The sequence below is a fragment of the Nocardiopsis sp. NPDC055879 genome (genome assembly GCF_053615935.1).
On sequence record NZ_JBSHCT010000012.1, the window covers coordinates 14,119 to 29,014 of the forward strand.

Genomic DNA, 14,896 nt, shown 5'->3' on the forward strand with positions numbered 1-14,896 from the left:
GGGTTCCCGAGGTCCTGTGTCCTGCCGGGGCGTGACCGAAGGGGGCGCCGAGTCCTTCGGAGGGGGGTTCCAGGGCTCGCTCGGCGGGGGCGTCGGTTCGGGTCGGGGCCCCTCCCACGGATACGGGTTCGGCGGCGGTACCCGACGTGGCGCTTCCGGCCGAGGAGTCGGTGCCTCCCGAGGACGTTCCGGGGCGGGCGGAGCGGGCGGAGCGGACATGCCCGACGTACCCGAGAGGAAGGCCTCGGCGATCGAGTCGTTCGCCCGTGTGCGCGGCGGCCCGGACGGGGCCCGCGAACCGGGAGGAGGTGGCGCCTGACCCGACGGTGGCGTTCGCGCGGTGTGCGGTCCGGCCCAGGGGTACTGAGGTCCGGAAGAGCCCGGGGGGACCTGAGGTCCGGACGGAGCGGTGTATCGCCTCGGCGGCGCGCCGTCGCCCTGGTACCGCGGTGGCACGTCGCCGGCCGGAGGTGACCCCGGCCTTTGGTGGCCGAAAGCCCCCTGAGGGTTCTGGGGGCCTTGGGGCCCCGGAGGACGGACGGGCCCATGGGTCGGCCGGAAGCCTTGGGGAACCTGAGGACCGGAAGGGTTGTGGGGGACCTGGGGCCCGGAAGGGTTCTGGAGAGCCTGGGGAGCCTGGGGATTCTGGGGCCCCTGAGGACCGGAAGGGTTCTGGGGAGCCTGGTATGCCTGATGCCGGGGAGGTCCCTGGAGGTTGTGGGGAGCTTGAGGACCGGAAGGCCCCGAAGGAGTCGGCGAACCCTGGGATGCCTGGCTTCCCTGGAGACTCTGGGATCCCTGGGGGTTGTGGGGAACCTGAGGACTATGGGGGCTATGGGATATCTGGGTTCCCTGGGGACTCTGGGGGTTCTGGGTTCCCTGAGGACCGGAAGGCCCCGAAGGAGCCGGCGGACCCTGGGATCCCTGGCTTCCCTGGAGGTTCTGGGGTCCCTGAGGACCGTTGAACGGGTATCGAGGATCCGGTCGTCCCTCGGGAGACGACGTGTCCGGATCCCCGGGGTGCCGCTCCGCGCCCGGGTGGGCCCGTCGAACCGGGGCCGGCCCCCGGGAAGAGGCGTCCGTTCGAGGGGACGACCCGTCCCTCGGTTCCGACGAGTCCTCCGCGTCGCGCCGGCTCATGCCCACTCACCTCTCCCTTCCATTGCCGCGTACCGGGGTCGTACCGTCGCCACGGCCTTGGTCATGGCCTCCGCCGCCATGTGGATCGCCGTTCGATGGGTGGCCTCCGAGACCCGGCGCATCTGCACGGCGAGCCCTTGGGCGAGGTGCCGGTCGTAGCGCAGGCGCACGGCCTCCGCCCCACTCTCGGCGATGATGCGGGTGATCCGCGTGGCGTCGAACCCCGGGTCTTCGTCCCTCTCCTGGTCGAAGACCACGATCACGCTGTTCTCCACCTCGTGTCGTCGGCCCTCACGGAGCAGGTGGTCGAGTCTGCGACCCACGATCCGAGCCGAATCCCGAGTCGCCCGCACCACACGGACACGAGAGTGGGCGGTCTCGGCGACCGCCTTCACGAACGCCCCTCCCGAACCACCGGTCACCAGCGTCACGCCGAAGAACCGGAAGAGCGGAAGCAGGCCCGCCGCGTAGGCGTCCTCGTTGTTCTGGGCCGCCTGGACCGTCCACAGGCCGGGCCCCACCTCACCGAGGCTCTCCTTGGCCTGCTCGAAGCTCGCGGTCCGCACCCCCTCGCCCAAGGCATGCGCGGCGTGGGTGTCCAACCGGGTACCGAGTGGCGGAAGCCGATCGGTGGCGTCCACCGTCAGGACCCGATCCCGACGGTGGTGGGCCAGGACCCGGGCGATCAGAGCGGTCACGACCGCGGTGTCCGCACCGGTGCCGAAGTCGTCCACGAGGATCCGACGACCCGTGGCCGTGGAACGCTGCAGGCGCCCGCGCATCTCGATGGCGTCGGCGATCTCCGACGTCGGCAGAAAGGGGGTCACGACCGCTCGGCCCAACCTGCGCGGCCAGGGGTCCCCGTGCACCGCCTTGGTGGTGCCCATCGTCATCCTCCCCTTCAGAAGGTCGCGAGCAGTCGCTCGAAGGTCCCGAACGCCCCGACCGCCAACGGCACCATGACGATCACGGCGACGACCTCGAATCGGCCGGTCACACCACGCAGACGCGCGCGCACGTGCTCGGGCTGCTCGGTGGCCAGGACCACCATCGGGATGGCCGCCACCGCGACGGCCACGGCCAGGGCCGGCCAGACCGCCCACGACTCACCGGCGGCCCACTCCACGAGGAAGGCGAGCAGCACCACGAGGCTCGCGGCGATGAGCGCCGCCTTCTGCGCGATGAGCGGGAACAGCCGGGAGCGGCTCGCCACCACGATCGCGAGCACCACGCACAGCCCGGACGTCCAGGGGGTGAGGTTCGTGACGAGCCCGAGGCCCGCGACGGCCACGGCGATGGCCACCGCCACGGTGGCGATGACCAGACTGCGATGCGCCCTGGCCACCGAGGTGAGGACGTCGTCCCTGGCCACCGATTCGCCGGAGCTTCGGCGGTCGTCCAGGACCGTCAGCCCCGAGATCATGAGGGCGACCCTCAGGAGCAGGCTCAGCCCGAGCACACAGACCACGGTCAGCAGCACCGCGACCAGATCGGTCGACAGGCCCAGGACGCGGGACAGGGTCCACACCGAGGCCAGGGCCAGACCGACACCGCCGCCGGCCAACCCGCCCCGGCCCAGGCCGGAGGTGAGGCCCAGCAACAGCACGAGCCCGGAGAGCAGGGCGGCGGTCCCTCCCCACAGGGCCCAGTTCGGCCAGTCGAAGTGGTCGCCGGCCCGCCATAGTCCGAAGCCCCCGACCACGGTGCCGGCGATCGACAGCGCGGTACCCAGCGGTTCCCGCCAGGTCGGTCCGATCGCGGCGCCGGCCGTCACCAGTACCAGCGCGATCGCGGCGATCGCCACGAGGCCCGTTCCTCCCGGCAGGTGTCCATGGACGAGCCAGGCCGTGCCCAAGGCGAGTGCGGCCAGCGAGACGGTCGCGCTCCAACGGGCCGCTTCGGGGGTCCACCTACCGGTGTGGTCGTCCAGGGCCTTCGACACCGCCTCGGGCACTTCGTGCACCACGGGGGCGGGTACGGGAGCCTCGTCCTGGACCAACCAGAGCACGGACCCGTCCTCGATCCGGCGTTCCTCCAGGGTGTTCTCACCCGCCAGGACCGCGCCGGACGCGGTCACCAGGTGGCGCAGCCTGGCCGGGTTCTGGGGCTCGTCCCCGAGTAGTTCCAGGACCTCCGGCATGAGGACACCGACGGGCTCACTCGCCGGGAGTACCGCGTCGACCCGGCGCTCCTCACCGACGATCGTCACGCGGCTCCAAGCGGTCATGACCTTCCATTCTGCTGGGCGGGCGGCGCGGTGCGCCACGGTCTTGGTGACGCGTCACGCGCGTCGACCGGCTTCGTCATCGGGGAACTTCGTCATCGGGGAACACTGTCGACCGCCACACGCTCGACGTATCCCTGGCCGATCAGCCAGCGCAGGGTCGGCGCCGGTGGCACCTCGGAGAACCCTGCCGTGTCGAGCGTGAAACGGATACCTCCACCGGGGGCGCCGTCCTCCGCCGGGGCGGTGGTGGCCGTCACCCGGAACGGGTGGACGACCCGGTAACGGTGATAGAGGTCCTGATCACCGGAGTCCGTCCGAACATAGTCGGGCAGACCACGTTCGGCGTAGGGGGTCCCGTCGGGGAAGAGGTGGCGCCCACTCTCCGGACCAAAGGAGTCGAGGATGTCCCCCGGGTCGAGCGTGTGCAGGTAGGACTCGGCGCTGCGCTGGTCCAAACCGTCCCGGACCTCCTGCACCAGCTCCGCCGTGTTCTCCACGGCGGCGGCCTCGTCGGTGGCGCTGAGCGTCGCCGGATCACCCTCGGTGGTCGCCAGTTCCTGGAAGAGCCAGCGAGCGGTCTCGTCCTCGTCGGCGAACTGGTAGCCGGGACGCCCCTGGTCGAGGTCCATGACGACCACGGACAGCGCGCCGAACTCGTCGTCCTCGGTGATGAGGTAGTAGCTACCGACCGTGCCGGGCTCTGGCCGAGGCTCGCCGGGCAGGACGTAGAGGTCCTCCGGAACCTGGGCCTGATCCAGTTGCTCCTTGAGCATGGCCAGGTCGACCCGCGCTCCCACCCATTCGCCGGGGATCGCCGGGATGGCGTTCTCCACCGGCCCGGACTCGGCCTGTTCACGTTCCAGGCGCTGGTTGCCGAGGGTGTTGCTGACGAAGGACCAACCGACCGTCCCGGCGCACGCGACCGCGGCCAGGCAGGCGCTGATCACGATCTTGCCGATCCCTTCGTCCAAGCGGCGTTTGGTCCGCTGTCCACCGAACAACACCGCCTCGCGCAGGCGTTGCCGACGGACCGCGACCGATTCGAGCAACTGGTTGTCGTAGTCGCGGCCCATCGGTGCTCCCCTTCGGTGACTTCGTTCCCCTACCGGAACGGGGTCAGATGCTCTCTGCGGCGGTCCGAGCCCTGGTCAGGGCGGTGTCGGCGATTCCATCGTTCTCTTCCATCACGGAGCGGATGATGGCGATGATCTCCCTGGCCTCATGAGCCGCCAGGGCCCAACGCTGGTCCTTCTCCAGGTAGGTGACGTCCGCACCCTCGATCACGGTTTCCGACATGACGGAGTTGACATCGATCTCGTGGTCATCGATGAGTGTCTCCAACTCGCCGGTGATGCTCGTGATCGTTTCCTGGACGTCGGCCGAGGCGTTCTTGCTGTATTTCGTGTAGTCGCTCATCTACGCACTATCCCCAAGGAATGATCTAGGCCCGCAGCTTACCGGCATCGAAATTCGCGGCGTTCATCTGGGATTGAGTCGAGTCCGCCATATCCTGGTCACCCTGGAGTACGGCGTTCATCATTTCCCGCTGACCTTCGTTCAGGTTGTTCAGATCGCCGCCCACCAGGATGGACACCGTCTCCGCCCGACGGTGGAGCTCGTCGAGTGAATTCCTGCCGCTACCCTCGAACTTGTCCTTCAGCGGATCAACCGCGTTCACGAGTCTGTTGACCAGGGTGCTGAGCTGCTCACCCGATTCACCGGTATTGCTGGTCATCTTGGCAAAAGATGCCTGATGGAAATCGAGTTCCTTGTCCGCCATTTTCCACCTGCCTTGTCACGAGGATTGGCTTCGGCCGATCCCGACTTCCAGGGGATGCGCCGAACAGACCTACGGTTCCCATACTCCATCACGGCGCCCCGACAGTGCCGCCCGCGCTTCCAGCCCCTCCGAGCACACCGATCACTTCGCTGACCTGCCCGAACACACGGCGCGTCCGATTCACCACCCGAGTCGAAATGTTCGACGAACCCGAGAATAGTGAGGAATATCACCATAGGGCACTCGAATGCCCCTTGCCCCTTCAAGCCCCGACACCCGTGCGGGCACACGAAAAAACGCCGGAATCCCTGCTTCGATAGGGTTTTGTCGCTCCTGCCCGATCTCATGACTTCTCCCAGAGTCGAGAGGAACGCCGATGGCCCTCCGTGTCGTACACCGACCGACACGCACCACCCACCCGGCTCCCGCCGAGGAGCCCCGGGAGGTGGAGGCTCCTCCGACCCTCCCCGACGGCAAGTCCCAGGGCAATCCGCTCATGGCCATCCTTCCGATGGTGGGCATGATGGCCTCCCTGACGATCATGATGGTCATGCGCAACCCGGCCTTCATGGCCCTGGGCGCGGTCGTCCTGTGCGTGGCCCTCCTCGGTGCGCTGCTCATGCTGTTCTCCAGGCGCGGCCAGGTCGGCAGGCAAAGGCGCAACCAGCGCGAGCTCTACCTCCAGTACCTGGAGGAACTACGGGAGAGACTGAGCACCTGGGAACAGCAGACACAGGCACACGCGCGTCTGCTCGACCCACCCCCGGAGGCCCTCTACGACGTCCTTCGCGACCCCAAGCGACTCTGGGAGCGTCGCCGGCGCCACAACGACTTCCTGAAGGTACGGGTCGGCACCGGTGTTGCCTCCGGTCGCCCCCTCGACCTGGCCGAGCAGGGCACCGCCCTGGCGCCCACCGACCCGTTCATGCAGTCCGAGGCCCAGGGCGTCATCCAACGCTTCGAGACCATCCCGGACATGCCGTTCACCCTGCCGTTGGACATGACGGGCAACGTCAGCGTCGTGGGCGAACGCGAGGACATCATGCGCATGGTCCGGGCCATGGTCGCCCAGTTCGCCGTGTTCCACGCCCCCGAGGACGCCGGGCTGGCCGTCTCCTACCCCGAGGAGCACGCCGACGACTGGTCCTGGCTGCTGTGGCTCCCCCAGGTCCTCGACCCCCAGCGACGCGAACAGGGCGTCGCCACCCGCCTCATCGCCCCCTCCCCCCGCGACCTCGGCACCCTGCTCGCCGACGAACTGCGATCGCGGAGCGACTTCGCCTCCGAGGTGCGACGCGGTATGGGGCGTCGCGAGGCCTACCAGCTGCTGCGCCGCCTCCTCGTCATCCACGACACCCACGGCGAGGTGGCCACCGAACTCGTCCGCCCCGACCACACCGTCGACCCCACCTCGCTCGGCGTCACCGTGCTGCACCTGGTCTCCCGGCAGATCGACGAGCCCGGCGACGTGAACATGCGCGTCACCGTCACCGGCGACCAGGTCAGGGTCGAGGACCTGCGTCCCACCGACCCGGTCCTGCGGACCGGTGTCCTCGACGACGTCTCCCCCGCCACCCTGACCGGGCTGGCCCGCATGCTCTCCCCGCTACGGCTGTCCGCCGAATCGCTCGAAGAGACGGCGCAGGAGGGTGGACGCGTCGACTTCACCGCCATGTTGGGTGTGCGCGACCCCGGTGACATGGACGTCCAGCGCCTGTGGGCCCCACGCAGCGAACGCGCGTTCCTGCGCGTTCCGATCGGGGTGGACGAGATGGGCCAGGCGCTCGTCCTGGACCTGAAGGAGTCCGCCCAACTGGGCATGGGTCCGCACGGACTGTGCGTGGGCGCCACCGGCTCGGGCAAGAGCGAGATGCTGCGGACCCTGGTGCTGGCCCTGGCCGCGTCCCACCCGCCAGAGCGGGTCAGCATGGTGCTGGTCGACTACAAGGGCGGCGCCACCTTCGCCCCCTTCGAGGAACTGCCGCACGTCTCCGGGATGATCACCAACCTGGAGGACGACGCCGCCCTCATCGAACGCGTCCACGCCAGCCTCTCCGGCGAGGTACAGCGCCGCCAGCAGATGTTGCGCGACGCGGGCAACGTGCCCAACATCGGGGACTACACGCACAAGCGCGAGAAGGACCCCTCGCTCGACCCGATGCCGCACCTGCTGGTGATCATCGACGAGTTCGGTGAGCTCCTCACCGCCCGCCCCGACTTCATCGAACTGTTCCTGTCCATCGGCCGCATCGGTCGCAGCATCGGTGTGCACCTGCTTCTGTCCAGCCAGCGCATCGAGGGCGGAAAGCTCCGCGGCCTGGACACCTACCTGTCGTACCGCCTGGGCCTGCGCACCTTCTCCGAGGAGGAGAGCCGTACGGTCCTGAACACCCCGGACGCCTTCCACCTGCCCGCCCTGCCCGGATTCGGCTACCTGAAGGTCGACACCACCGTCTACCAGCGCTTCAAGGCCGGCTACGTGTCCGGCGCCTACCGCGGACCGGTCATCGAGGAGGAGCCCGAGGACGAGAACGTCACCCCCTCGCCCCGGCTCTACACCGCCTACAACCCCTCCCCCGAAGAGGTCGCCGAGACGGCGTCCCCCGACGAGGAGGCCGCGATGCCCACCCGCACGACCGATCCGACCCTGTTGGACGTGATGGTGGGACAGCTCGGCCAGCACGGCGAACCCACCCGGGCGATCTGGCTGCCCCCGCTGCCCAAGGCCACCACCATCGACGCGATCTGCGGTGCTCCCGAGGAGACCGAACACGGGCTGCGGATCCCCGGTGAGCGTCCCACCCTGAATGTGCCGATCGGGCTCCTGGACGACGCCACCAAGCAGTGGCAGGGCGAGTGGCTCCTCGACCTGACCGCTTCGGGTGGTCACGTCGCCGTCATCGGTGGACCGCAGAGCGGGAAGACGACCCTCCTGCGCACCCTGGTCCTTTCATTGGCGCTCACCCACACCCCCGACCAGGTGTCCGTGTACTGCCTGGACCTGCTCGGCGGCGGCCTCCAGTCCCTCTCCGGACTGCCGCACGTGGGCGGCGTCGCCGTACGCACCGACGCCGAACGGGTCCGACGAACCATCGAGGAGGTGCGGGGGATGCTCGAACACCGGGAGGAGGTGTTCCGGGAGCGCGGCATCGACTCGATGGAGCAGCTGCGCGCCATGCACGCCCGCGGTGAGGTTCCAGAATTGGCCACCGCCGACATCGTCCTTTGCGTGGACGGCTTCGGTGCCCTGCGCCGCGACTTCGAGGAGGTCGAGGGAATCGTCACCGAGCTGCTACAGCGCGGTGGCGGGTACGGCGTCCACATCGTCTCGGCGATGCTCCGGTGGAACGACGTACGAATGAACGCGCAGTCGAACTTCGGTCAGAAGGTGGAGCTTCGGCTCAACAACCCGACCGACTCGGCCATCGCCCGCAAACTCGCCGAGACCATCGGCGAGGGTGACAACGGCCGTGCCCTGACCACCATGAAACTGTTCGCGCAGACCGCGCTGCCCCGATTCGACGGCGCCCCTTCCACCGAGAACCTGGGCGAGGTGGTGGAGCACGCCGTACGCGCGATCGACCGTGCCTGGATCGGCGCCCGCGCCCCCGAGGTCCGCGTGCTACCGCACCGTCTCTCGGTACACGCCCTGCCGGACAAGGAGGCCGAACCCAAGGCCCTGCCGATCGGCCTGGACGAACGCGCCATGGCTCCGGTGCGACTGGACCTGTTCGAACGGGACCAGAACCTGCTGGTCATCGGTGACAGCGAGTGCGGCAAGACCAACCTGCTGCGGATGATCGCCGAAGGGCTCGTGGAGCGCTACACGCCCAAGGAGGTCGTGTTCGCGATCATGGACCCCCGACGCAACCTGCGCGACGTCGTCCCCCCGGAGTACGTCGGCGGGTACGCGACCAACCCCCGCGTGTGCGGTGGCCTGGCGACCGGTGTGGCCAAGGAGATGGAGAACCGGATCCCCCAGGACGGGGAGGGCCAGGAGGTCGAACCGGGCGCCTTCGACGGCCCTCGTGTGGTCGTGCTCGCCGACGACTACGACGTGCTGACCACCGCGGGCCAAAAGCCGTTGAGCCCGTTCGCCCCGTACGTGTCGAACGGACGCGACATCGGTCTGCACTTCGTGATCGCCCGCCGCGCCGCGGGCGCGAGTCGCGGCATGTACGACTCACTGCTCCAAGCGGTCCGGGAGGTGGGCAGCAGCACGCTGCTGATGTCGGGCGACCGCGGTGAGGGACAGATCTTCCCGCGCGTGTACGCCTCGCCCCTGCCCCCGGGTCGGGGCAGGTGGATGCCCCGTGGCGGCGCCACCCGCCTCATCCAGACCGCCCTCCTCGACCAGGACCACCCCAACGAACACACATGAGCACGAACCGATCACCGTCCGAGAGCATCCTCCTGAAAAGGATGCGGGAGGCCATTTCGCCATAAGGAGGAAACGTGTCCGAGTGGAGCATCCAGACCGACACCGTGAGATCCGTCCTCACCACCGTGTTGGGACACCTCGGCGACGGTGAGGCCACGGAAGGCCTGTCGGGGAACATCCTCGACATGGACACGGCCATCCAGGGCGCCGCGACCGAATGCTCCGACAGCATGCCGGTGAGCTCGGCCATCGGCATGTTCATGGAGCACTTCTCCCCCATCTGCGGACAGATGGTGCGACGTACGTCGAGCGCTCTCTCCGGCTGCGCCGAGGCCACCGAGTACTACGTCAACGGAGACTACGAAATGGCCGCGGAGGCCCAATCCGCGCACCTGGACACCCCCATCACCGAGGACGACCTTCCCCCCAACCTCTGATCCCAGGAATCCCCCCTTGCCCCTCAACGACCCCTTCTTCAATGACCTGGAGGCGAGCGCCTGCTACGGCGACGGCGCCATCGAGCCCTCCCAGATCCTGATCCCGCAGATCGACGCCGACGCGCTGGACGAGTACGCCAGGGACCTTCGCCGCGCCGGAAAGAACATCGGTACGGACGGAAACGACATCGTCGCCGACTGGGGCGGACTCGGTGACGCGTACGTGGCACCCGAATCCGAGACCATGCTCTCCGCCGTCGACAGGGTCGCCACCGACGGCGACACCGTGGAGACCGGTACCGGCGGCCTGGCCGCCGCGCTGATCGACTTCGCCAACGAGGTCCGCACGTTCAAGAGCAAACTCCATGGTCTGCGCGGCGACGCCACGGCCATGCGCACCCGGATCAACGAGGACGAGGACTGGCGGGACGACGAGGACCTCGTCCAGGAGCACAACGACCTCGTCGACGAGGTCGCCAGAACCCGTCAGGAATGGGAGGAGGCGGAGATCGCGTGCGCCAACGAGATCACCGCCCTCTTCGACGGGCCCACCTTCACCCGGTACGACGAGATGGAGGGGGACGGCTACAGCGGCAACGAGATCCCCTACGGCTTCAGTGAGATTCCCGAAGGCATGGAGATGCCCTGGGGGACCGCACAGAACGTGTCCAGGGGTTTCGTCGTGGACGCCTGGGACGGCGTGGCCGACATCGTCGTGGGTGCGGCTCAGGACGTCGGTGGCGTCACCGGAGCCTGGCATGACGGCAAGTGGGGAATGCCGATCTTCGGAGAGCAGGGGCGCTCGAACTTCACCGGCTACATGGAGGAGAACCTCGAAGGGCTCTCACTCCTGACCGGCTTCTACGACCCCACCAAGCCAGAGGGCGAGCAATGGGGCGTGGACAGCTTCGGCGAGTGGACGGACAACTTCCTTCCCGCCATCCGCGAGGTCGGGCAGGGCATCGTCCCCACCGACGAGTGGGATGAACGCAAGGGTTACGTGGTCTCCCAGACCGTGGTCAACGTCGGGCTCATCGTCGGCGGCGTCGTCCTCTCCGCGACCGGTGTCGGTGCCCCCGTGGGTGTCCCCATGCTCCTGGCGGGTCTGCGGACCGGTCTGCGGGCCACCAACAACGTCGGCACGATGGACATCCCCCGGTTCCACGATGACGCCGACTTCCACCTCCCCGGGGTCCCCCACCTGAACCTGTCCAGAGGCGGAGGCGGTGGAGGTGGTGGTTTCTGGAGCAGTCTCCCCGGTGGGGCGTGGTTGGCCGACCTCGTCAGGACACGCGACGCCTTGGACGGCATCGGTGACGGCGGTTCCACCACGCCGAACACCTCCGCCGACCGGTCACCCTCCCCAACGAGGCCGCAGGACGACACCGACGGTGCGTCGTCCGACCGGTCCCGGTCCGAGGACGAGGAGATCGACTCGGGGGTATCTGCCTCCGAGGTCGAGACCGGCCTGCGTGATCTGGAGGACTACGTCCGCCGTCACGCGGAGGATCCCGACATGTTGTTGGAGGAGATCAACCGCCGTCAGGGCAACGAGATCGTCGACGCGCATCGAACGCCCGAACTGGTGGGAGCCGGCAATGGTCCGTCCGCGTCGAGCGACTCCACCTTCACCAACAGCGCCGGTGGCGGTGGTGGCGGCGGCATCGATACCCCCACCACCGGCCGAGGCGGCACCACGGAGAGTTCCTCGGATGGCGGCAACAGTGGTGGCGGTTCCCACAGCGGCGAAGGCAACGGCCAAGGAAACACCGGTTCCGGCACATCCCCTTATAACCATTACGGAACAAGCAACGACCACCCCCGAACCATACCCGAAGATTATCGGGCCATGGACAAAGAAGACATCAAATACGCAGAGACTCCATATGGAACCCTGCCCACCAATGAGATAAAGCCGGTCAGTAGTTGGGATACAAGTAGGTCAAACCCCAAGGACTTCCCTGAAAAAATAGTTTCCCCAAACACCAACAAAGATCTTTGGCCCCAAAAATCCGGTCTTTTCGGCCGGGGAGTCGACTTGGACCCGAACACTAGATACGAGATCAAAGAAGGGAACGGTCGCCCCGCCGCAACATATTTCACCGACGACACCGGAAGAATCACAGAAGTCCACACAAAAAGCGGAAAGACAAGAAATTGGAACCCTGAACTCAGTGACCCACTACCGAACGCAAAGTACTTCGTAGACGAATTCACATACATCACAGACAACAAGGGAAGAACCGCATACATGGAAGGAGATATAACAAAAAACGGAAACATCCGAGGGCGAGATGAATCAAATATTGGCCACATCAGCAGGCTTGAATATGATCTGGCCAATCAGATATCCAGGATGCAGTTTGCGCATGATCCGAGCATGCGCTACCGAACAGAGTACGAGCAGGTCACCTGGAATGGAGGGCACCTCGCCGCACGAGAACACGGAGGAGGGGCAGAGAAAATCAATCTCGTCGGGATGCCTGAAGAGATGAACAAATATAAAGGAACCGACGAAAAAAGAGACCGGAGCTGGAGAGCGATGGAAATGGAAATTTCCGAAGTGCTCTCCGCCAACCCCGGGAAGAGGGTAAAACTTCAAATCGAATGTGTTTATTCTGAAAGTAACATCATCTCCGACACGCCATTAAAAATCCTGGTACAATACACCAGCCCCACCGGCAGGGTCAGGAGATTAACCTTTGGCAACACCCCACCACACACCATCATAGGGAGACAACCTTGAACCCTGAGATCGAAGCCGAGCACGCCAAGCAAATCGGAATTATCCTACTTAGCAATGCACCCGAAGACTGGCAAAGGATCAAGTGCACTGCGGCCTTCGTTGACCACTTCGGAGAAATATGGAATTACGCCGTAATGCCAGATGGCTCCAAAGACCATTTTTGGACCTCAGCTAAACTCAGCATGCAGTTTGAATCCTTGCGAAATGCCATGTACAGGCCAGGCAAGGGAACATGGTTTTCAGCCACCTATCACATCACCCCACCAGCTTCCTACTCTATCGATTTCAATTATGATCAGGAAGCCATGACCGAGCCTCCAACGCCAAGCTCCATGGACTATTACAACGACCTTCAACTATTTCCTCGGGATCCCGAGCACATCCCCGATTGGCTCCAGGAAAAGATCCGCGAAGCCGAGCAGGAGTAACCCGACCGCCCCGGCATCCGGAGAACCCCAGTGACGTACAACGTGGTCGCCCTGACCGAGGAACTTCCCCACGCACGCTCGGTGATTCGCGCCCTCGAAAACGCTCATCCGGACTTCACCATCCGAGGTGCGAGCAAGGCTTCGGTGGTACGCCTGCGGGACGAGGATGGCCGCCCCTTCGTGTCCGTGGAGATGCCCCAGGCGGTAGAGGCCACCACGGACGTGCGTCGGCTGCTCGGTGACGAAGCCGCCGACAGGCTCACCCACAACGCCTGGTGGATGGAGGTTCGCGCGCCTGCGGGCAACCCCCGGGCCGCGGAGGCTGCCCATCGGTTCGCGGCGACGGTGATCGAGCACCACGGCGGACACGTGTGGCCCTCCGAGCCTCGAAAACGCTGGGCGTTGGACCTGCCCACAGGGGGTGCCGACCATCCGTCCGCGTTGGTGGAGACGGAGAAGACCCGAATCGTGGCGGTCGACTCACCGGTCGTCGGCTTGTCCGCCGCGATCGCGGACGCACTCGCCACTGGGGTTCGGGACGCTCGTGGCCTCCAGGTACTCACCCCGGCCTCCGCTCACATCACGCATTCGCTCCGAAGAGTGCTGACGGCCTCCGGCTGCCGGTGGGTCGTCGAGGGTCCCGGAAACGACCACTACGACGGGCTCACCGGGATGCCCTTGCTCTGGGAGGACGGCCTCGGTTTCCAGGCACGTCGGGACGGTGCCCCGCCCGCGTCGGCCGAACGGCGAGGCGACCCCGGGCTCGCGTTGGACCTGCACTTCATCCACCCGGCCGAAGCAGACCTGCGTCTGGGCGAGATGGTGGAACACACGACCAAGCTCATGTGCGCGGGCCCGCCCACCGGCTGGGGCACCAACGAACCCGCCCTGATGGCCTGGGACCCCGGCCGGCTCACCGACCTGTGCCGTGCTCGGGCGCCGAACCCCACCCGTGTGGTCTTCTCCGGTCCGGGATTCGCCGGCACGTTGAACGTGTCCCGAGTCGTCGAAGGGGTGAAGGAGAGCCTGAGTCTGGTCACAGGCGACGCCGACCACGCGGCATTGCCCGAACTTCTGGCCGAACTGCCGGATTCCTTCCAAAGCCTGACCGCGCACAGAGTGCCCGGCGCGGCGGACACCCACTACCGTCCGGCGCTCGGCGGCGCCTCCGTCCCGTTGGGGTTGGCCCTGGGTCCCGAGGTGGTCGCGCAGGTGGGCCGGGCGAAGGCGCTGGCGGCACCCGTCGCCGCCGAGACGATCGGACCACTGTGGTCCTCGGTCCTCTGGTATCCCCTTGGGGAAGGGGAGCCACGGGAGCTATGGCGACGTTTCCGGGGGCTCATGGGTCATTTGGGTTAACCGGCGGACGTTGAAGCACTCGTGGCGACGCCGCCCGACTCATCCAGGCCGTCCGCTTCGCCCAGGGGCGAGGTGGCTCGAACGCGGACGCACCGGAAAACGCGGCACCGCGTACGGGTGGGGCCTTCCGTTGAGGAACGCGTCCGCGTAGGCGTCGGCCGCGATGGGGCCCCGAACCGGCATCCTGGCCACGGGACGGGGCGCCTGAGGCCAGAGCGGTTCGTTCGGGCTTCCGGGCGCGTGGTTCGGCGCGGTGGGCTGACGGGGTCCGGGGCGGTTGACCGCGTACGGGGCCGCGGGGATGCCGGCGGCCACTCCCGGCACGAATCCTCCGTACACGTGGTCGTTCATCGCATACCTCCCCGTTCGGTCCGGCCTCGTGCGCGAGCACCCGTCAA

The 14,896-nt window shown here is 66.9% G+C and carries 11 protein-coding genes; 5 read left to right on the forward strand and 6 right to left on the reverse strand.

Going from position 1 to position 14,896, the window contains the following annotated elements; translation table 11 throughout:
- Positions 1-1,136: 1,136 nt before the first annotated feature.
- From ACWGKS_RS15715 to ACWGKS_RS15735, 5 genes are all read right to left on the reverse strand, one after another.
- Positions 1,137-2,027, reverse strand: coding sequence for an ATPase (locus tag ACWGKS_RS15715; RefSeq protein ID WP_358512959.1), 891 nt, complete (start codon positions 2,025-2,027; stop codon positions 1,137-1,139).
- A 14-nt stretch (positions 2,028-2,041) separates the two neighbouring features.
- Positions 2,042-3,367 (reverse strand): type VII secretion integral membrane protein EccD, encoded by a 1,326-nt coding sequence (eccD, locus tag ACWGKS_RS15720; protein ID WP_358512961.1) that lies wholly within the window; start codon positions 3,365-3,367, stop codon positions 2,042-2,044.
- 92 nt (positions 3,368-3,459) lie between these two features.
- Positions 3,460-4,440 carry a TNT domain-containing protein gene (locus ACWGKS_RS15725; protein WP_358512963.1) on the reverse strand — a complete coding sequence of 327 codons (981 nt, stop codon included), beginning with the start codon at positions 4,438-4,440 and terminating at the stop codon, positions 3,460-3,462.
- Between the two features lie 43 nt (positions 4,441-4,483).
- Positions 4,484-4,783, reverse strand: a complete 300-nt coding sequence (locus ACWGKS_RS15730; protein ID WP_452456164.1) for a hypothetical protein — start codon at positions 4,781-4,783, stop codon at positions 4,484-4,486.
- A gap of 25 nt (positions 4,784-4,808) precedes the next feature.
- A complete protein-coding gene (locus tag ACWGKS_RS15735; RefSeq protein ID WP_358512967.1) occupies positions 4,809-5,147 on the reverse strand; it encodes a hypothetical protein in 339 nt (112 codons plus the stop codon).
- A 376-nt stretch (positions 5,148-5,523) separates the two neighbouring features.
- Between ACWGKS_RS15735 and eccCa the strand changes: the two genes are divergently transcribed.
- The 5 genes from eccCa to ACWGKS_RS15760 all read left to right on the forward strand — a co-directional run bounded on the left by eccCa (position 5,524) and on the right by ACWGKS_RS15760 (position 14,498).
- The gene (gene eccCa, locus ACWGKS_RS15740; protein WP_452522968.1) at positions 5,524-9,528 is read left to right on the forward strand and encodes a type VII secretion protein EccCa; all 4,005 of its coding nucleotides are present in this window, start codon (positions 5,524-5,526) and stop codon (positions 9,526-9,528) included.
- A gap of 74 nt (positions 9,529-9,602) precedes the next feature.
- Positions 9,603-9,965: a DUF6507 family protein gene (locus ACWGKS_RS15745; protein WP_358512971.1), complete on the forward strand. Its 363-nt coding sequence runs from the start codon at positions 9,603-9,605 to the stop codon at positions 9,963-9,965.
- Between the two features lie 16 nt (positions 9,966-9,981).
- Positions 9,982-12,711 (forward strand): DNA/RNA non-specific endonuclease, encoded by a 2,730-nt coding sequence (locus ACWGKS_RS15750; protein WP_452522970.1) that lies wholly within the window; start codon positions 9,982-9,984, stop codon positions 12,709-12,711.
- Complete coding sequence (locus ACWGKS_RS15755; RefSeq protein WP_358512975.1) at positions 12,708-13,139, forward strand: hypothetical protein; 432 nt, start codon at positions 12,708-12,710, stop codon at positions 13,137-13,139. The genes ACWGKS_RS15750 and ACWGKS_RS15755 overlap by 4 nt, the downstream gene beginning before the upstream one ends.
- 30 nt (positions 13,140-13,169) lie before the next feature.
- Positions 13,170-14,498 carry a DUF6177 family protein gene (locus tag ACWGKS_RS15760; RefSeq protein ID WP_452522972.1) on the forward strand — a complete coding sequence of 443 codons (1,329 nt, stop codon included), beginning with the start codon at positions 13,170-13,172 and terminating at the stop codon, positions 14,496-14,498.
- Between the two features lie 39 nt (positions 14,499-14,537).
- Here ACWGKS_RS15760 and ACWGKS_RS15765 read toward each other — a convergent pair whose 3' ends face one another.
- Positions 14,538-14,849: a hypothetical protein gene (locus tag ACWGKS_RS15765; protein WP_358512979.1), complete on the reverse strand. Its 312-nt coding sequence runs from the start codon at positions 14,847-14,849 to the stop codon at positions 14,538-14,540.
- Positions 14,850-14,896: the final 47 nt, after the last annotated feature.